Genomic DNA, 13,244 nt, shown 5'->3' with positions numbered 1-13,244 from the left:
GCTCCCTGTGCCCCAGCCGCCTCACGGCGCGCTCGGGGGTGACCAGCTCGGCCTGACCGATGGTCCGGCCCGAAAGTCCCTCTGCATCACCCGTCACGACGCGCGCGTGTCCTCGGAACTGCACGGCTGACAGTCTGGCCGGGACGACGGGTGGCGCGCGTCATCCTCCAGACGGATATCCGGGCCGACGTCGGAACTGCCGGCCGGGCAGTCGCCGGTGCGGGAGGGAGGACGTGTGGCAGGCTTTCCCCCACGTCGGGTCAGGTCCCGACCGGTGACGAAGGAGTGCCATGGATCGCGAGCAGGTCGAACTCGACACCGAGGGTGTCGGACGTGGCACGATCGTCCGGTACGGCCACTTCGGCAGGCCGGTGCTGGTCTTCCCGTCGGAGGCCGGCCGGGCCTGGGACTTCGAGAACAACGGCATGATCGAGGCGGTCGCGGACCTGCTGGAGGACGGGCGCATCAAGGTGTACTGCGTCGACTCCTTCGACCACCTCACCTGGAGCGACAACAGCCTGCCGACCGAGGAGCGGGCGCGACGGCACGGGGCCTACGAGCACTGGGTCCTGGAGACGGTGGTGCCGCTCATCGACCGGGACTCGCCCGGCCACGAGAGCATCATCACGGTCGGTGCCAGCATGGGCGGCTTCCACGCCGTGAACTTCGCGCTCAAGCGGCCCGACGTCTTCGGCGTGGGCATCAGTCTGTCCGGCAACTTCGACCCCAGCTCCTGGCACGGGTGGGGCGAGCTGGGGGAGGCGACCTACTTCAACAACCCGACGGCCTACGTCGCGGGGATGGAGGGCGAGCACCTGCAGTGGGTGCGCGAGCACGCCAACATCCTCATCGTCGTCGGTCAGGGGGCCTTCGAGGTGCACCCCACCCAGTCCCTGCCGGGCGCTCACCGGATGGCCGGCATCCTCGCGGACAAGGGCATCCGGCACGAGTTCGACCTCTGGGGCCACGACAGCGCCCACGACTGGCCCTGGTGGCGCAAGCAGCTGGCCCATCACCTGCCGCGCTTCTGCTGAGGCGACCCGACGCCGGCCGCCGTCGCCGGGTCAACCCACGGGTGGCCCGAGGGCCAGCAGCACCAGGAAGACCACCGTCACCGCGAGCAGGGCCACCAGGCCCCACAGCAGCGGTCGGCGGAGCACCGCGTGCAGGGCGCGCTCGGGAAGCGTCCGCGCTGCACCTGGCCCACGCAGCCGCCACTCCTGGCCGGCCAGGCCCCGCCGCCGCACGGACTGCTCGAAGGGGATGGTCACGAAGGGCGGCACCGCGCTGAAGAGCCCCATGACCACGGTCCTGGCGGTCCAGCGCTGGTCGACGGCGACCACGACGACGACCAGGCAGTAGGCGAGGAAGACGAACCCGTGGACCGGCCCGGCGATGCTGACCCCGAGGTCGGTGGTCCGCGTGAGGTACTTCAACGCCATGCCGACGAGCAGGAGCGACCAGGTCACCGCCTCGGCGTCGGCGAGAGCACGGAGGATCCGACCGGGTCCGAGGGTGGTCATCGACCCATTCTCCGACACCGTCGGCACGACTCGATGAGGACCCCAGCTCGACCGGGGAGGGGTATGCCGGCCTCTCAGTCGTCCTGCCGCGGCACGTAGAAGCCGGTCGTCGCGGCGACGTTGGCCTCGACCACCTCGGGGTCGGTGCCGGCCGCGAGCTGGGCCTCGCCCCACGCCTGCGCGGCTGCGGCGTTGAACTCACGGACGGCCGGATCCCGGTCCAGGTCCTCGGTCGTGGGCAGCGGGCCTCCCGCCAGGTGGAGCGACAGCCCGAGCAGCGCGCCGTCCCAGCCGACGCCGACGGCGCCGGGGCCGAACTGGTCCCACATCTCGGGCGGGGTCTGCGCACGGTGGGTGAGGGTGAGCACGGTGCCCGCGGACCCGTCACCGGCGTCGTCCAGCAGGACCTCGACGAGCGAGGCGTCCTCGGGACCCGTGGGGCCCATCTCCCAGGTCACCAGCAGGCGGCGGCGCGGCTCGCACTCCCGGATGACACCTCCGGCGTTGCCGGTGAAGGCATACCGGCCCCCCAGGACCAGCTCACCCTCGACGGGGAGGAACCATCGCGCCAGGCGCTCGGGCTGGGTGAGCGCGTCCCACAGCTCGGCCGGCGTCGCGGCATAGCGGCGGGAGAGGGTCACCACCTGCGCCGGCCCCGCGGGGACCGTGCCCTCGCCCACCGACCGGTCCACCAGTCGCAGCTCTTGCAGCAGGTCCTTCATGCCATCCTCCGTGTCGTGTGATCGGCGGTGTCCGCCTCGTCCGTGCGGTCGTCCGCGCGGCGCGACAGGCGCCCGCGGACCACCTCGGTCTCCAGTGCGTCGAGCCGCTGCGACCAGAAGCCGCGCAGCTCGGCGAGCCAGCGCTCCGCCTCGGCCAGGGGCGCGGCCTCCAGCCGGTAGACGCGTCGGCGCCCCTCGGCGCGCGCGCTGACGACCCCGCTCTCGCGCAGGACGCGCAGGTGCTGGGAGACGGCCGGCTGGCTGACCGCGAAGTCCTCCTGCACCAGGGTGACCAGACCGCCGGCGGAGAGCTCGCCGGCGAGAGCCAGGTGCTCCAGCAGCCTGCGGCGCACGGGGTCGCCCAGGACGTCGAGTGCGGTCATGAAGACAGCGTGGCAGTACGCTCACGTATAAGTCAACACTTAAATGATCTGCTGCCCGACTCGGCCGCCCCGGCACCCTGACGCCGGGGCGCGGAGGCGCTAACGTTCCGCCCATGGCCAACGACGTGCACTCCCACCTGATCGGTCTGCTCCTCGGCGCTGAGGAGGATTGGCCCAGGGCCTTCGAGTCCGTCATGTCGCTGGTGGGGCCCGTGGAGGCGGGCGGTGCGACCCACGCGATCAGCAGCGAACGGGTCCGCATCCACCCGTTCGACCTCACCGACCCGGTGCGCCACGGCCTGGTCATCGACCGGCTCGCCTACTGGTACTACCACCCCCGTGAGTGGCTGAAGAAGGCCGCGCTGATGAACGACACCTACCTGCTCAACAGCCCCTTCACCTTCCAGTCGATGGAGAAGCACAGCGCCTACGTCGCCATGCTGCGGCTCGGGATGAAGATCCCCAAGACCGTGCTGGTGCCCTACAAGAACCCGGTCGACAACGTGCGCTGGGCCTACACCTCGGCGAAGTACAACGACCCGTTCGACCTGGAGACCATCGCCGCCGACATCGGCTACCCGCTCTTCATGAAGCCCTTCGACGGCGGCGGCTGGCGCGGCGTCTCCAAGGTCAAGGACGTCGAGGGCCTGCACCAGGCCTACGACGAGTCCGGCAACATGCTCATGCACCTGCAGGCGACGGTCGACTACGACAAGTTCGCCCGGGCGCTGACCATCGGCCCGGAGACCATGGTCATGGACTTCCGCCCCGACGAGCCGATGCACAACCGGTATGCCGTCACCCACGACTTCCTCTCGCCGCAGGCCGGGTGGGAGGCCGAGACGGTGAGCAAGGTCGTCAACGCCTTCTTCGGGTGGGAGTTCAACTCCGCGGAGATGCTCGTCGCCGGCGACGAGGTCTACCCCATCGACTACGCCAACGCCTGCCCGGACGTGGCCATCACCTCGCTGCACTACTACTTCCCCTGGGCCATCACCGCGCTGGTCCGGTGGTCGGCCTACTGCCTGATCACCGGGCGCAAGTCGGCGATCGGTGTCCGCAACCCCCGGGACTACTTCGCGATCGGGGACGACCCGGACCGCACCTACGTCGAGAAGATGCAGGCCTACCGCGAGCTGGCCGACGCCGAGTTCGAGACCGACCACTACTGGGAGTGGTGCGACAAGCACCTGCCGCACCTGCCGGAGCGGGTGCTGGAGTGGGTGGCCTCGGAGGACTTCGACCGGCTCCTGGTGGACACGGTCCGCGGCCACTACCCGACGCACGAGCACGAGAAGTTCATCTCCCACTTCCGTGGCCTGACCGGGATGTGGGTGACCGACCAGCGAGGGTGACGGCGGTTCGACCATGCGTGGGGACGCCTCGTGCTCTACTGTGCTGCGCGTCCCGACGATGAGAGGAGCCAACGTGAAGGCTCGTCGTACCCTTTCCGTGTCCGCCGCGATCCTCGCCCTGGTCAGCACGGCTACCGGAGTCGCCGCCGTGGAGGCGCCCTCGGGGTCCGAGGTGGCGCTGCAACCCTCCGGCTACCCGAGCGACGGCGCGCGGCTCACCTCCCTGGTCAACACCGGTGGGCTCCCCGTCACGACCGACGTCGTCTCGGTCTACGGTGCGTCAGCCACCGTCTCCCGTGACCGCTGGGGTCAAGCGGCTGTGGACCTGCCGGCCCCCGCGTCCGGGTGGTACGCGCCGCGTGCCGTCCTCCGGGTGAAGCACCGCGCATCCTCGGGCGACCCGCTCGCACCGGGGTCGAGGGACTTCAGCTTCGGGGCGTCGTTCACCAAGGACCAGTGGTCCTCGGGCACGAGGACGGACAACGGCGACAACCTCATCCAGCGGGGCCTCGCCTCTGACCCGGCGCAGTACAAGATCGAGGTCGACGGCGGACGCGTCGCCTGCCGCATCGAGGGTGACGGCGGGGCGGTGACCGTGCGGTCGACGGTCCCGGTCTACTGGCACCGGTGGTACTCCGCGGTGTGCTCACGAGACGGGTCCACGGTCAGCCTGCGCGTCACCGAGCACCTGACGGGTGGTGACCGGGTCACGACGAACCGGGCCTCCGGGTCCATCGGCACCCTGCGCTGGCCCAAGACGCAGACCCCGCTCTCGGTGGGCGGCAAGCTCGCTGCGGACGGCTCGGTCATCCGGTCGGCCACCGACCAGTTCAACGGGGTCATCAGCGGCCCGTTCCTCGACATCAGGTCCTGAGCCGCGCTGCAGCCACTCCCGCCACCCTGGTGGCCGGAGTGGCTGTCGTGTGTCCTGGCCCGGTAGATCGCGGCCGCCCCTGTCAGGGGACGCGAGGAATTGGGGTGGCTGAGGCCTTGCTCTACCACGGATCATGGCTTTACTCTCTTTTTACCGAACATTCAGGCATGCCAGCAGGCCGGTTGCCGGGGGTCCGACCCGCGAGTAGCTGAGGGAAGTGGTGTGACCGCAGGCCGCTCACAGGGCGGAGAGGGAGAACCCTGAGCATGACTAGGGTCCAGAGCACACGTGTTTTTAGCTGGCTGACCGGCGTCCTCGCCATGGCGCTGGTCATGGGGGGCCTCGTGCCCGCGGCACCGGCACGGGCGGCGGAGGACGACCTCGACCCGTCCCGCTACTCGGGGCTGACGTCGGAGACCGCGGCGGTCTCCTGCTGGGAGATCAAGCAGCTCAACCCTGACTCGCCGGACGGCTCCTACTGGCTGCTGACCCCGGAGATGACCGCGCCCGAGCAGTTCTGGTGCGACATGACCACCGACGGCGGTGGCTGGGTCCGGGTCGGCAGCGGGCGTCAGCAGTGGACCACGTCCTACGACGGCAAGGGGGACGTGTCCGAGCTCCGTCAGACGCAGCCGCCCCTCACCCGGGGCGTGCAGCTGGGCTCCGAGACGATCGACAAGCTCATCGACGGTCGGGTCGACCAGATGCAGGACGACATCCGGGTCCGTCGCGCCTCGAGCAGCGACGGCAGCACGTGGCAGGAGGTGCGCTTCCAGTTCGCCAACCGTGACCGCTGGGTCTGGAGCATGGGCGCCGAGCACCGGCTGTCCCGGTGGAACGTCGGTGGTGTCGCCGGCACGGGTGGTCAGACCCTGGGGTTCGGGAGTGGCTCGGGGCTGAACTACGTCACTGGAGCCATTCTTGCCGCCCAGAGCTACAACTGGGGCTTTGCCTACGGCTCTCAGGTGGCGGGCCAGAACAACGACGCGACCTACCTCTGGTCGAGCGCCGACGGGGCCGGCAACGCTCTGCCCTACGCCGAGATCTACATCCGGCCGCGCCTGACCACCCTCGAAGCCCCCTTCGCCCCCATCGGCGACAGCGGCACGGCCACGATCGAACGCTCGCCCTCCGCGTCCTCAACGGCCCTCGTCAACCCGTGGGGGGTCGCGGGCCTCGCCGGTAGCACCGGCACCGAGGGCAACGTCGAGGTGCAGGCGTTCGAGCAGATCGGCAATGTCATGTATGTCGGCGGCAACTTCCGCTGGGCGCAGCAGGACGCCAACGGCGCCGGCCGCGTCGAGCGGCCGTTCCTGGCGGCGTTCAACGCCACCACCGGGCAGTTCATCCCGGGCTTCGCCCCCGTGCTCAACGAGCAGGTGCGTACCCTGGCGGCCCTGCCCAACGGCCAGCTCCTCGTCGGCGGCGACTTCACCTCGGCCAATGGCCAACCCGCCCAGGGTCTGGTCGCGCTGAACCCCTCGACCGGCGCGTCGTCGACGAGCTGGGGAGTGCGTCTGGAGAATGGACTATCCCCGGGTAACGTCCGGGTGGAGGCGGTCGACGTCGGCGCTGACGGGTACGTCTACCTCGGCGGCAGCTTCACCCACCTCAGCAGCGCAGACGGCGGGAATCGCGTCTTCGCCCGGAACGCCGGTCGCGTCGCGGCCAACAACGGCACCCCGAACTCGTGGAACCCCGAGTTCAACGGCACCGTCCTCGACGTCTCCGCGAGCGAGGACGGGGAGCGGGCCTACTTCTCCGGATTCTTTAGCCAGTCCGGACAGTCGACGGCGTTCCGCGCGGCAGCGGTGATGAGCGACACGGGTGCCTTGGACCCGGTGGTCTGGAACCCCACGTGGAGCAACGCGAACAAGAACTACCAGCGCGCGATCCGCCAGCACGGCGACCGTGTCTGGGTGGGTGGTTCCGAGCACTCGCTCTTCGACTTCTCCACCAGCACCTACGAGCGGCTGGGGGGCAGCATCACCAAGCGAGGTGGCGACTTCCAGGCCATCGACATCCGGGGCGACCAGCTGTTCGCCGGCTGTCACTGCAACAACTGGGTCTACCAGGACGCGTACACGTGGTCCAACGTCGGCTCTTCGTGGAACCAGGCGGACACCATCGGCTGGATCGGGCAGTGGGACTCCTCCACCGGCGACTACGTCCCCGAGTTCACGCCCGAGTTCCGCACCCGGCTGGGGTCGGCGATCTGGGCCATCGAGATCGCCGACGACGGCACGGTCTGGGGCGGCGGTGACGTCGTGAGTGGTCTCACCACCTCGGGGTCCCGGTGGCTCGGTGGGTTCGCCCGCTGGGCCCCCCGTGACACCACGGCGCCGGCCACGCCCGGCTCGTTCCGCATCGTGAGCCAGACCTCCAGCACCGTGACCCTGGCCTGGTCCGGCGTCTCCGGCACCTCGGCATACCAGGTGCTCCGGGACGACCGCGCCGTGGCCACGACCGGCGGCACGTCGCTCACCGTGCCCAAGGGCGGAGCCAACCGCTTCTTCGTCCGTGCTGCTGACGCCGCGGGCAACGTGTCCGCCAGCTCGACGGTCCTGGAGACCGGTGACGGCAACCCGGCACCGGTCCCGCGGATCGAGGCGCAGACCGACGGGCTGACCGTCAGCCTGGACGGCTCCTCGTCCAGCGACGACGGCCAGATCGTCTCCTACACGTGGAACCTCGGCGACGGGACGTCGAGCACCGGCGCGACGGTCGAGCACACCTACGACCGCACCGGCACCTACCAGGTGTCCCTCCGGGTGCGGGACGACCAGGGCAGCTTCGCGACGGTCACGCAGGACGTGGAGGTCAGCGTCCCGCTACCGACCGACTTCTACGGAGCGGCGGTCATGGCCGACGAGCCGGACCTCTACTGGCGGCTCGACGAGACCAGCGGCACCTTCGCCCAGGACTCCAGCCAGTCTGACCGCGCAGGTGTCTACCAGGGCGGGGTCACCAAGGACCAGGCCGGTGCCCTCGTCGACAACTCCGGGCGGGCAGCCTCCTTCAACGGCTCCGACGGCGTGGTCGTCGGCAGCCCCGACACCGCGGTCAACGACCCGGGGGAGTTCTCCGTCGAGACCTGGTTCTCCACCACGAGCACCCGCGGAGGCAAGCTCATCGGCTTCGGCAACGCTGCGTCCGGCCTGTCGAGCAGTTACGACCGGCACATCTACATGCGCAACAACGGCACCCTGACCTTCGGGGTCTGGACCGGTGCGGAGAACACCATCACCAGCACCGACGCCTACAACGACGGCCAGTGGCACCACGTGGTCGGTGTCCAGGGGCCGGCCGGCATGGCGCTCTACGTCGACGGCGAGCTCGTCGGGACCCACCCGCAGACGGACGCCCAGGCCTACACCGGTTACTGGCGCATCGGCGGTGACCGCGTCTGGTCGGGCGCCAGCAGCGGCTACCTCCAGGGTTCGCTCGACGAGGCCGCCGTCTACTCGACCCCGCTGTCGGCGGCGAGGGTGGCTGCGCACTACGCTGCGGGCACGGCGCAGAATGCGGCCCCGACCGCCGAGTTCACGGCCTCGACCGACGACCTGGCGGTGTCGCTGGACGCGTCCGCCAGCGCGGACGAGGACGGCGAGATCGTCGGCTACGCGTGGGACTACGGTGACGGCGAGACCGGTGAGGGCGTCACGACGACGCACACCTACGCGGAGGACGGCACCTACGAGGTGACGCTCACCGTGACCGACGACCGCGGCGGCGAGGCGACGAGCACGCAGAGCGTGAGCGTGCAGGGTCCGCCCAACGTCGACCCGACGGCACAGTTCACGACCTCGACCGACGACCTGGCGGTGTCGCTGGACGCGTCCGCCAGCGCGGACGAGGACGGCGAGATCGTCGGCTACGCGTGGGACTTCGGTGACGGCGAGACCGGTGAAGGCGTCACGACGACGCACACCTACGCCCAGGCCGGCACCTACGAGGTGACGCTCACCGTGACCGACGACCGGGGCGGCGAGGCGACGACCACGCAGGACGTCACCGTGGCAGTCCAGCCCAACATCGAGCCGACCGCGGCCTTCACCGCGGACACCGACCTGTTGGAGGTGTCGGTGGATGCGTCGTCGTCGGTGGACGAGGACGGGGAGATCGTGTCCTACGTGTGGGACTTCGGTGACGGTGGTGTCGGTGAGGGGGTGACGGCGGCGCACACGTATGCGTCGGCCGGCACCTACGAGGTGACGTTGACGGTGACCGATGACGAGGGTGCCGAGGTGTCGGTGTCCGAGGACGTGACGGTGTCCGAGAGTGTGGAGCCGGTGACGTCGACGGTGATCGAGCGGGACGCGTCGTGGTCGTGGTACTACGGTGCGGACGCGCCGGTGGCGGCGTGGAAGGACGGTGGTGACCTGGCCGGGTGGGAGTCCGGTGCGGCGCCGCTGGGCTTCGGGTTCCCGGAGGTGACGACGGACATCGACGTGGACGGTCCGACGACGGACCGGCCGCGGGCGGCGTACTTCGTGCGTGAGTTCGAGGTGGAGCGGGCTGACCGGGTGGTGTCGTTGGTGCTGGACACGGTGGCCGACGACGGCGCGGTGATCTACGTGAACGGGGTCGAGGTGGGTCGGCAGAACATGCGTGAGGGTGAGGTCACCCACTTCACGTATGCGCCGTCCGCGCGGCGGCGTGACGTGGCGCTGGCCGACCCGTTCGTCATCGAGGTGCCGGTGGACCTGCTGGTCGACGGGACCAACGTGGTGGCCGCGGAGACGCACCTGAACTACCGCAACACCCGCGACCTCAGCTTCGACCTCGACGCCGAGCTCACCACGCTGGGTGCCGGTGCCTCGACCCCCAACCAGCCCCCCAGCGCCGGCTTCGCGGTCGTCTCCGACCTGTTGGAGGTGTCGGTGGATGCGTCGTCGTCGGTGGACGAGGACGGGGAGATCGTGTCCTACGTGTGGGACTTCGGTGACGGTGGTGTCGGTGAGGGGGTGACGGCGGCGCACACGTATGCGTCGGCCGGCACCTACGAGGTGACGTTGACGGTGACCGATGACGAGGGTGCCGAGGTGTCGGTGTCCGAGGACGTGACGGTGTCCGAGAGTGTGGAGCCGGTGACGTCGACGGTGATCGAGCGGGACGCGTCGTGGTCGTGGTACTACGGTGCGGACGCGCCGGTGGCGGCGTGGAAGGACGGTGGTGACCTGGCCGGGTGGGAGTCCGGTGCGGCGCCGCTGGGCTTCGGGTTCCCGGAGGTGACGACGGACATCGACGTGGACGGTCCGACGACGGACCGGCCGCGGGCGGCGTACTTCGTGCGTGAGTTCGAGGTGGAGCGGGCTGACCGGGTGGTGTCGTTGGTGCTGGACACGGTGGCCGACGACGGCGCGGTGATCTACGTGAACGGGGTCGAGGTGGGTCGGCAGAACATGCGTGAGGGTGAGGTCACCCACTTCACGTATGCGCCGTCCGCGCGGCGGCGTGACGTGGCGCTGGCCGACCCGTTCGTCATCGAGGTGCCGGTGGACCTGCTGGTCGACGGGACCAACGTGGTGGCCGCGGAGACGCACCTGAACTACCGCAACACCCGCGACCTCAGCTTCGACCTCGACGCCGTCCTGACCGAGCAGCCTGGCTGATCACCCCAGGTCGAGGGCCGGCGGCCGGACCCGCACGGTGCTGCGACGCCGGGCCGCCTCGAGGACCGGTCCGGGCTCCTGGTCTGGTCGCAGGACGCTGACGAGCCCGCGGAACTCCAGGTCTTCGGCCAGCTCCAGCTGGTGGTCGTCGGCGTGCTCGCCCCACCGGTGCAGGCGAGGCACGACCACCGGGTGATGCCCGGCGCGGAGCGCCAGCAGGATGGACCCGACACCGGCGTGGGTGACGATGAGCCCGGACCGGGCGGCCAGCGCGGACAGCTCGTCGGGGCTGAGCCACGGTCGGCAGCGCGGGTCGATGGACTTGGTGGGCGTATGCCCCGTCTGAGCCACCCACAACAGGTCCGGGGAGGCGTCGAGGAGGGCTAGGGCGCGGTCGAACGGGAAGCGCTCGGTCCCGAGCATGAGCAGGGCGTCGGCACGGTCCGGTTCCCGCTCCGGGCCGGGGGCGAAGGAGTCGAAGACCCCTCCGATGCTTCGCCACCCGCGCCGAGGTTCGACGAACCCCTGGTGGTGCAGCCTCACCCCGGGGACGCGTTCGAGGATCCGGCCGCTCAGCGACGGTCCGTGCAGGCGGGTGGCGCTCTCGATGTAGTGGACGCTCGCGCCGACTGCTCGTGCGGCCAGGAGGTAGGGCACGGCCAGGGCGGCACCGGTCGAGATGACACGGTCGGGTCGGTGACGTCGGATGAGCCCAAGAGCCCGAGGCAGCGACCTCAGCGCCTTCCACCCCTGGCGCGACCCCACAGCGGAGACCCACTCCACCCGCTGGCCGGTGAGCAGGCTCTCCGTCTGCACGGTGCGGGTCGTGACCCACACCGGCTGGACGGGCGCGGGCTCGAGCTGGTGCGTGAGTTCGATCAGCTCATCCAGATGGCCGCCCGAGGAGGCGACGAGGAGGTCGGACGAGCTCACACACCACGCCCTATCCGGTGGAGCAGGTTGAGGACGGTTCCCCCGGCACGTGGCCACACGGCCACGGCCGCCGCGAGCGGCCAGCGGAGCTCTGCCGGGTTGCTGCGTGCCGTCCGGGCCACCCACGTCGCGGCCTGTCTGCGGTTGCCGTCGCAGGCGTGAGCGAAGGCAATCTGCCCCATGAGCCGCGACGCCGCCCGGGCGTCCTGGGCGATGGCCGGGTGGCGACGCAACATCCACTCCGAGCTGGAGATCTTGGTGTCCCAGCGACGGGAGAAGAAGGACGTCGCGCCCCACACCACGTGGACCAACGGCTCGTCCACGTGGACGATCGGCGCGCGTTCCGACGCGCGCAGCAAGATGTCCCAGTCCTCGTTCTGGCTGCCCGGGATGTCCTCGTCGATGAGACCGAGCCCGCCAAGCAGCGCAGCCCGCCGGAAGAGGAAGGTCGAGGAGTGCAGCATGGCCATGCGGGAGCGCACCAGCATCGGGTGGGTCACCCGGTCCACACCCGCCAGCCGCGGGGTGGAACGGCCGTCGTACTCGACCACGATGGAGCACGTCACCATCTCCGCCGATGGTTCGGCGACCAGCTCCTCCACCTGACGCCGCAGCTTGCCCGGGTCCCAGTAGTCGTCGTCGTCGCAGAAGGCGACGAGGTCTCCCGTGGCGTGCAGGGTCGCGGTGTTCCGCGCTCCGGCCAGGCCGGGAGTGCGCTCGTTGCGGAGCACCCGGACGGGGCGGTGCGCGTCGTGCGGGGTCTGGAGCGAGACGTCGGGCTCGGCGTTGTCGTAGACCACAATGACGTCGACCGGTCCGGCGTAGTCCTGCTCTCGCGCGCGCTCAACCGCCAGGCGCACCTGCTCGGGCCGGTCGTGCGTCGGGATGGTCACGGTGACGGAGGGCAGGTCAGTCATGGCGTCCGCCTACGTAGTGGAAGAGCCGCAGCAGCGGCAGGGTCATGGCCGTCACCAGCCTGTTGCTGCCCCGGGGCAGCTTCTCCCGCCAGCGCTCGTCCAGGCTGATGCCCACCTCGCCGGTGCGGAAGCGCAGCGGGTTGCCGCTGCAGGTGTGGTTGGTGACCAGGTCGACCGAGGAGTCCGTGATGCGGTCCACCGGGACGGGGTCCAGGCCGCAGACTTCTAGGATCTGCGCGGTCGCCGCACGTGGCTGGCGCACCCAGTCCTCATAGCGCAGGGTGGTGACGGGCTGTCCGGTCAGCCGACTGGCGAGCGAGCTGAGATTGTGGACGAGCCACACCCCCGAGAGCTTGGCCGGTGAGTACCTCGTCATCGTGCCGAAGGACTCAACCTGCGCCTCGGGGCGGTCCACGGTCTTGGTCCACGAGTAGGCCACGGCACGGCTGTCCCGGACGCAGTGCAGCACCCGGACGTCGAGCGACTTCTGGTGGGCGAGCACGTAGGGGATGGAGGGCTGCTTGCTCGAGTCGACGACGACCTGGGCCTGTGCCACCTCCGCCGCAGCGCGGTAGATCGCTGCGTAGAGGGCGCCGTACCACTGGACGTCACGGCGGTAGGCCCGGCCGCCCAGACGGTAGAGCAAGCGTGGGGTGCGGCTGACCCGGTCCAACCGGGCTCGGGCGGCGACGATCTCGGCCCCGTCGAGGGTGTCCCACCCTCCGAAGGCGCGCTGCCCGACCTCGACCCAGAAGGGGCACTGCGAGAACGGCTGCCCACAACCGCACAACTCATCCATCTGCAGACTTCGCTTCCACAGATGTGTGACTTCTCCCAGGACCACGAAGCGAGGGTCACTTCCGAGAGCACGCTCGATGAGAGTACTTCCGCTTCGGCCGACGCCGGAGATGTACAGCACGCG

At 70.1% G+C, this 13,244-nt stretch carries 10 protein-coding genes; 4 read left to right on the top strand and 6 right to left on the bottom strand.

Annotated elements, in window-relative coordinates:
- Window positions 1-290 precede the first annotated feature (290 nt).
- Complete coding sequence (locus EUS26_RS01995) at window positions 291-1,034, top strand: esterase family protein (protein ID WP_130011482.1); 744 nt, start codon at window positions 291-293, stop codon at window positions 1,032-1,034.
- Between the two features lie 30 nt (window positions 1,035-1,064).
- Here the strand turns inward: EUS26_RS01995 and EUS26_RS01990 are convergent, their stop codons facing one another.
- The 3 genes from EUS26_RS01990 to EUS26_RS01980 form a co-directional block, all read right to left on the bottom strand.
- The gene (locus EUS26_RS01990; RefSeq protein ID WP_130011481.1) at window positions 1,065-1,523 is read right to left on the bottom strand and encodes a DUF3817 domain-containing protein; all 459 of its coding nucleotides are present in this window, start codon (window positions 1,521-1,523) and stop codon (window positions 1,065-1,067) included.
- Window positions 1,524-1,597: 74 nt separating this feature from the next.
- Window positions 1,598-2,245 carry an SRPBCC family protein gene (locus tag EUS26_RS01985; RefSeq protein ID WP_130011480.1) on the bottom strand — a complete coding sequence of 216 codons (648 nt, stop codon included), beginning with the start codon at window positions 2,243-2,245 and terminating at the stop codon, window positions 1,598-1,600.
- Complete coding sequence (locus EUS26_RS01980) at window positions 2,242-2,628, bottom strand: ArsR/SmtB family transcription factor (RefSeq protein ID WP_130011479.1); 387 nt, start codon at window positions 2,626-2,628, stop codon at window positions 2,242-2,244. The genes EUS26_RS01985 and EUS26_RS01980 overlap by 4 nt, the downstream gene beginning before the upstream one ends.
- A gap of 113 nt (window positions 2,629-2,741) precedes the next feature.
- On the opposite strand from EUS26_RS01980, the gene EUS26_RS01975 reads away from it, so the two are divergent.
- The 3 genes from EUS26_RS01975 to EUS26_RS01965 all read left to right on the top strand — a co-directional run bounded on the left by EUS26_RS01975 (window position 2,742) and on the right by EUS26_RS01965 (window position 10,472).
- Window positions 2,742-3,983, top strand: coding sequence for an ATP-grasp domain-containing protein (locus EUS26_RS01975; RefSeq protein WP_130011478.1), 1,242 nt, complete (start codon window positions 2,742-2,744; stop codon window positions 3,981-3,983).
- A 73-nt stretch (window positions 3,984-4,056) separates the two neighbouring features.
- Entirely contained in the window at window positions 4,057-4,857 is an 801-nt protein-coding gene (locus EUS26_RS01970) for a LamG domain-containing protein (protein WP_165368466.1), read from the top strand.
- Between the two features lie 266 nt (window positions 4,858-5,123).
- Window positions 5,124-10,472 carry a PKD domain-containing protein gene (locus EUS26_RS01965; RefSeq protein WP_130011476.1) on the top strand — a complete coding sequence of 1,783 codons (5,349 nt, stop codon included), beginning with the start codon at window positions 5,124-5,126 and terminating at the stop codon, window positions 10,470-10,472.
- Here the strand turns inward: EUS26_RS01965 and EUS26_RS01960 are convergent, their stop codons facing one another.
- The 3 genes from EUS26_RS01960 to EUS26_RS01950 are packed head-to-tail and all read right to left on the bottom strand — an operon-like array spanning window position 10,473 to window position 13,121.
- Window positions 10,473-11,405: a glycosyltransferase gene (locus tag EUS26_RS01960; RefSeq protein WP_130011475.1), complete on the bottom strand. Its 933-nt coding sequence runs from the start codon at window positions 11,403-11,405 to the stop codon at window positions 10,473-10,475.
- Complete coding sequence (locus EUS26_RS01955; protein WP_130011474.1) at window positions 11,402-12,322, bottom strand: glycosyltransferase family 2 protein; 921 nt, start codon at window positions 12,320-12,322, stop codon at window positions 11,402-11,404. The genes EUS26_RS01960 and EUS26_RS01955 overlap by 4 nt, the downstream gene beginning before the upstream one ends.
- Entirely contained in the window at window positions 12,315-13,121 is an 807-nt protein-coding gene (locus EUS26_RS01950; RefSeq protein WP_130011473.1) for a sulfotransferase domain-containing protein, read from the bottom strand. The genes EUS26_RS01955 and EUS26_RS01950 overlap by 8 nt, the downstream gene beginning before the upstream one ends.
- Window positions 13,122-13,244: the final 123 nt, after the last annotated feature.

Origin of the sequence: Serinicoccus sediminis (assembly GCF_004153545.1) — a bacterium.
Taxonomy (GTDB): domain Bacteria; phylum Actinomycetota; class Actinomycetes; order Actinomycetales; family Dermatophilaceae; genus Ornithinicoccus; species Ornithinicoccus sediminis_A.
This window is presented reverse-complemented; position numbering and strand designations above follow the sequence as displayed.

Coding starts and splice junctions, on each gene's coding strand:
- EUS26_RS01955 (WP_130011474.1), bottom strand. CDS start 12,322: ATGACTGACCTGCCCTCCGTCACCGTGACCATCCCGACGCACGACCGG.
- EUS26_RS01995 (WP_130011482.1), top strand. CDS start 291: ATGGATCGCGAGCAGGTCGAACTCGACACCGAGGGTGTCGGACGTGGC.
- EUS26_RS01965 (WP_130011476.1), top strand. CDS start 5,124: ATGACTAGGGTCCAGAGCACACGTGTTTTTAGCTGGCTGACCGGCGTC.
- EUS26_RS01950 (WP_130011473.1), bottom strand. CDS start 13,121: ATGGATGAGTTGTGCGGTTGTGGGCAGCCGTTCTCGCAGTGCCCCTTC.
- EUS26_RS01990 (WP_130011481.1), bottom strand. CDS start 1,523: ATGACCACCCTCGGACCCGGTCGGATCCTCCGTGCTCTCGCCGACGCC.
- EUS26_RS01985 (WP_130011480.1), bottom strand. CDS start 2,245: ATGAAGGACCTGCTGCAAGAGCTGCGACTGGTGGACCGGTCGGTGGGC.
- EUS26_RS01975 (WP_130011478.1), top strand. CDS start 2,742: ATGGCCAACGACGTGCACTCCCACCTGATCGGTCTGCTCCTCGGCGCT.
- EUS26_RS01980 (WP_130011479.1), bottom strand. CDS start 2,628: ATGACCGCACTCGACGTCCTGGGCGACCCCGTGCGCCGCAGGCTGCTG.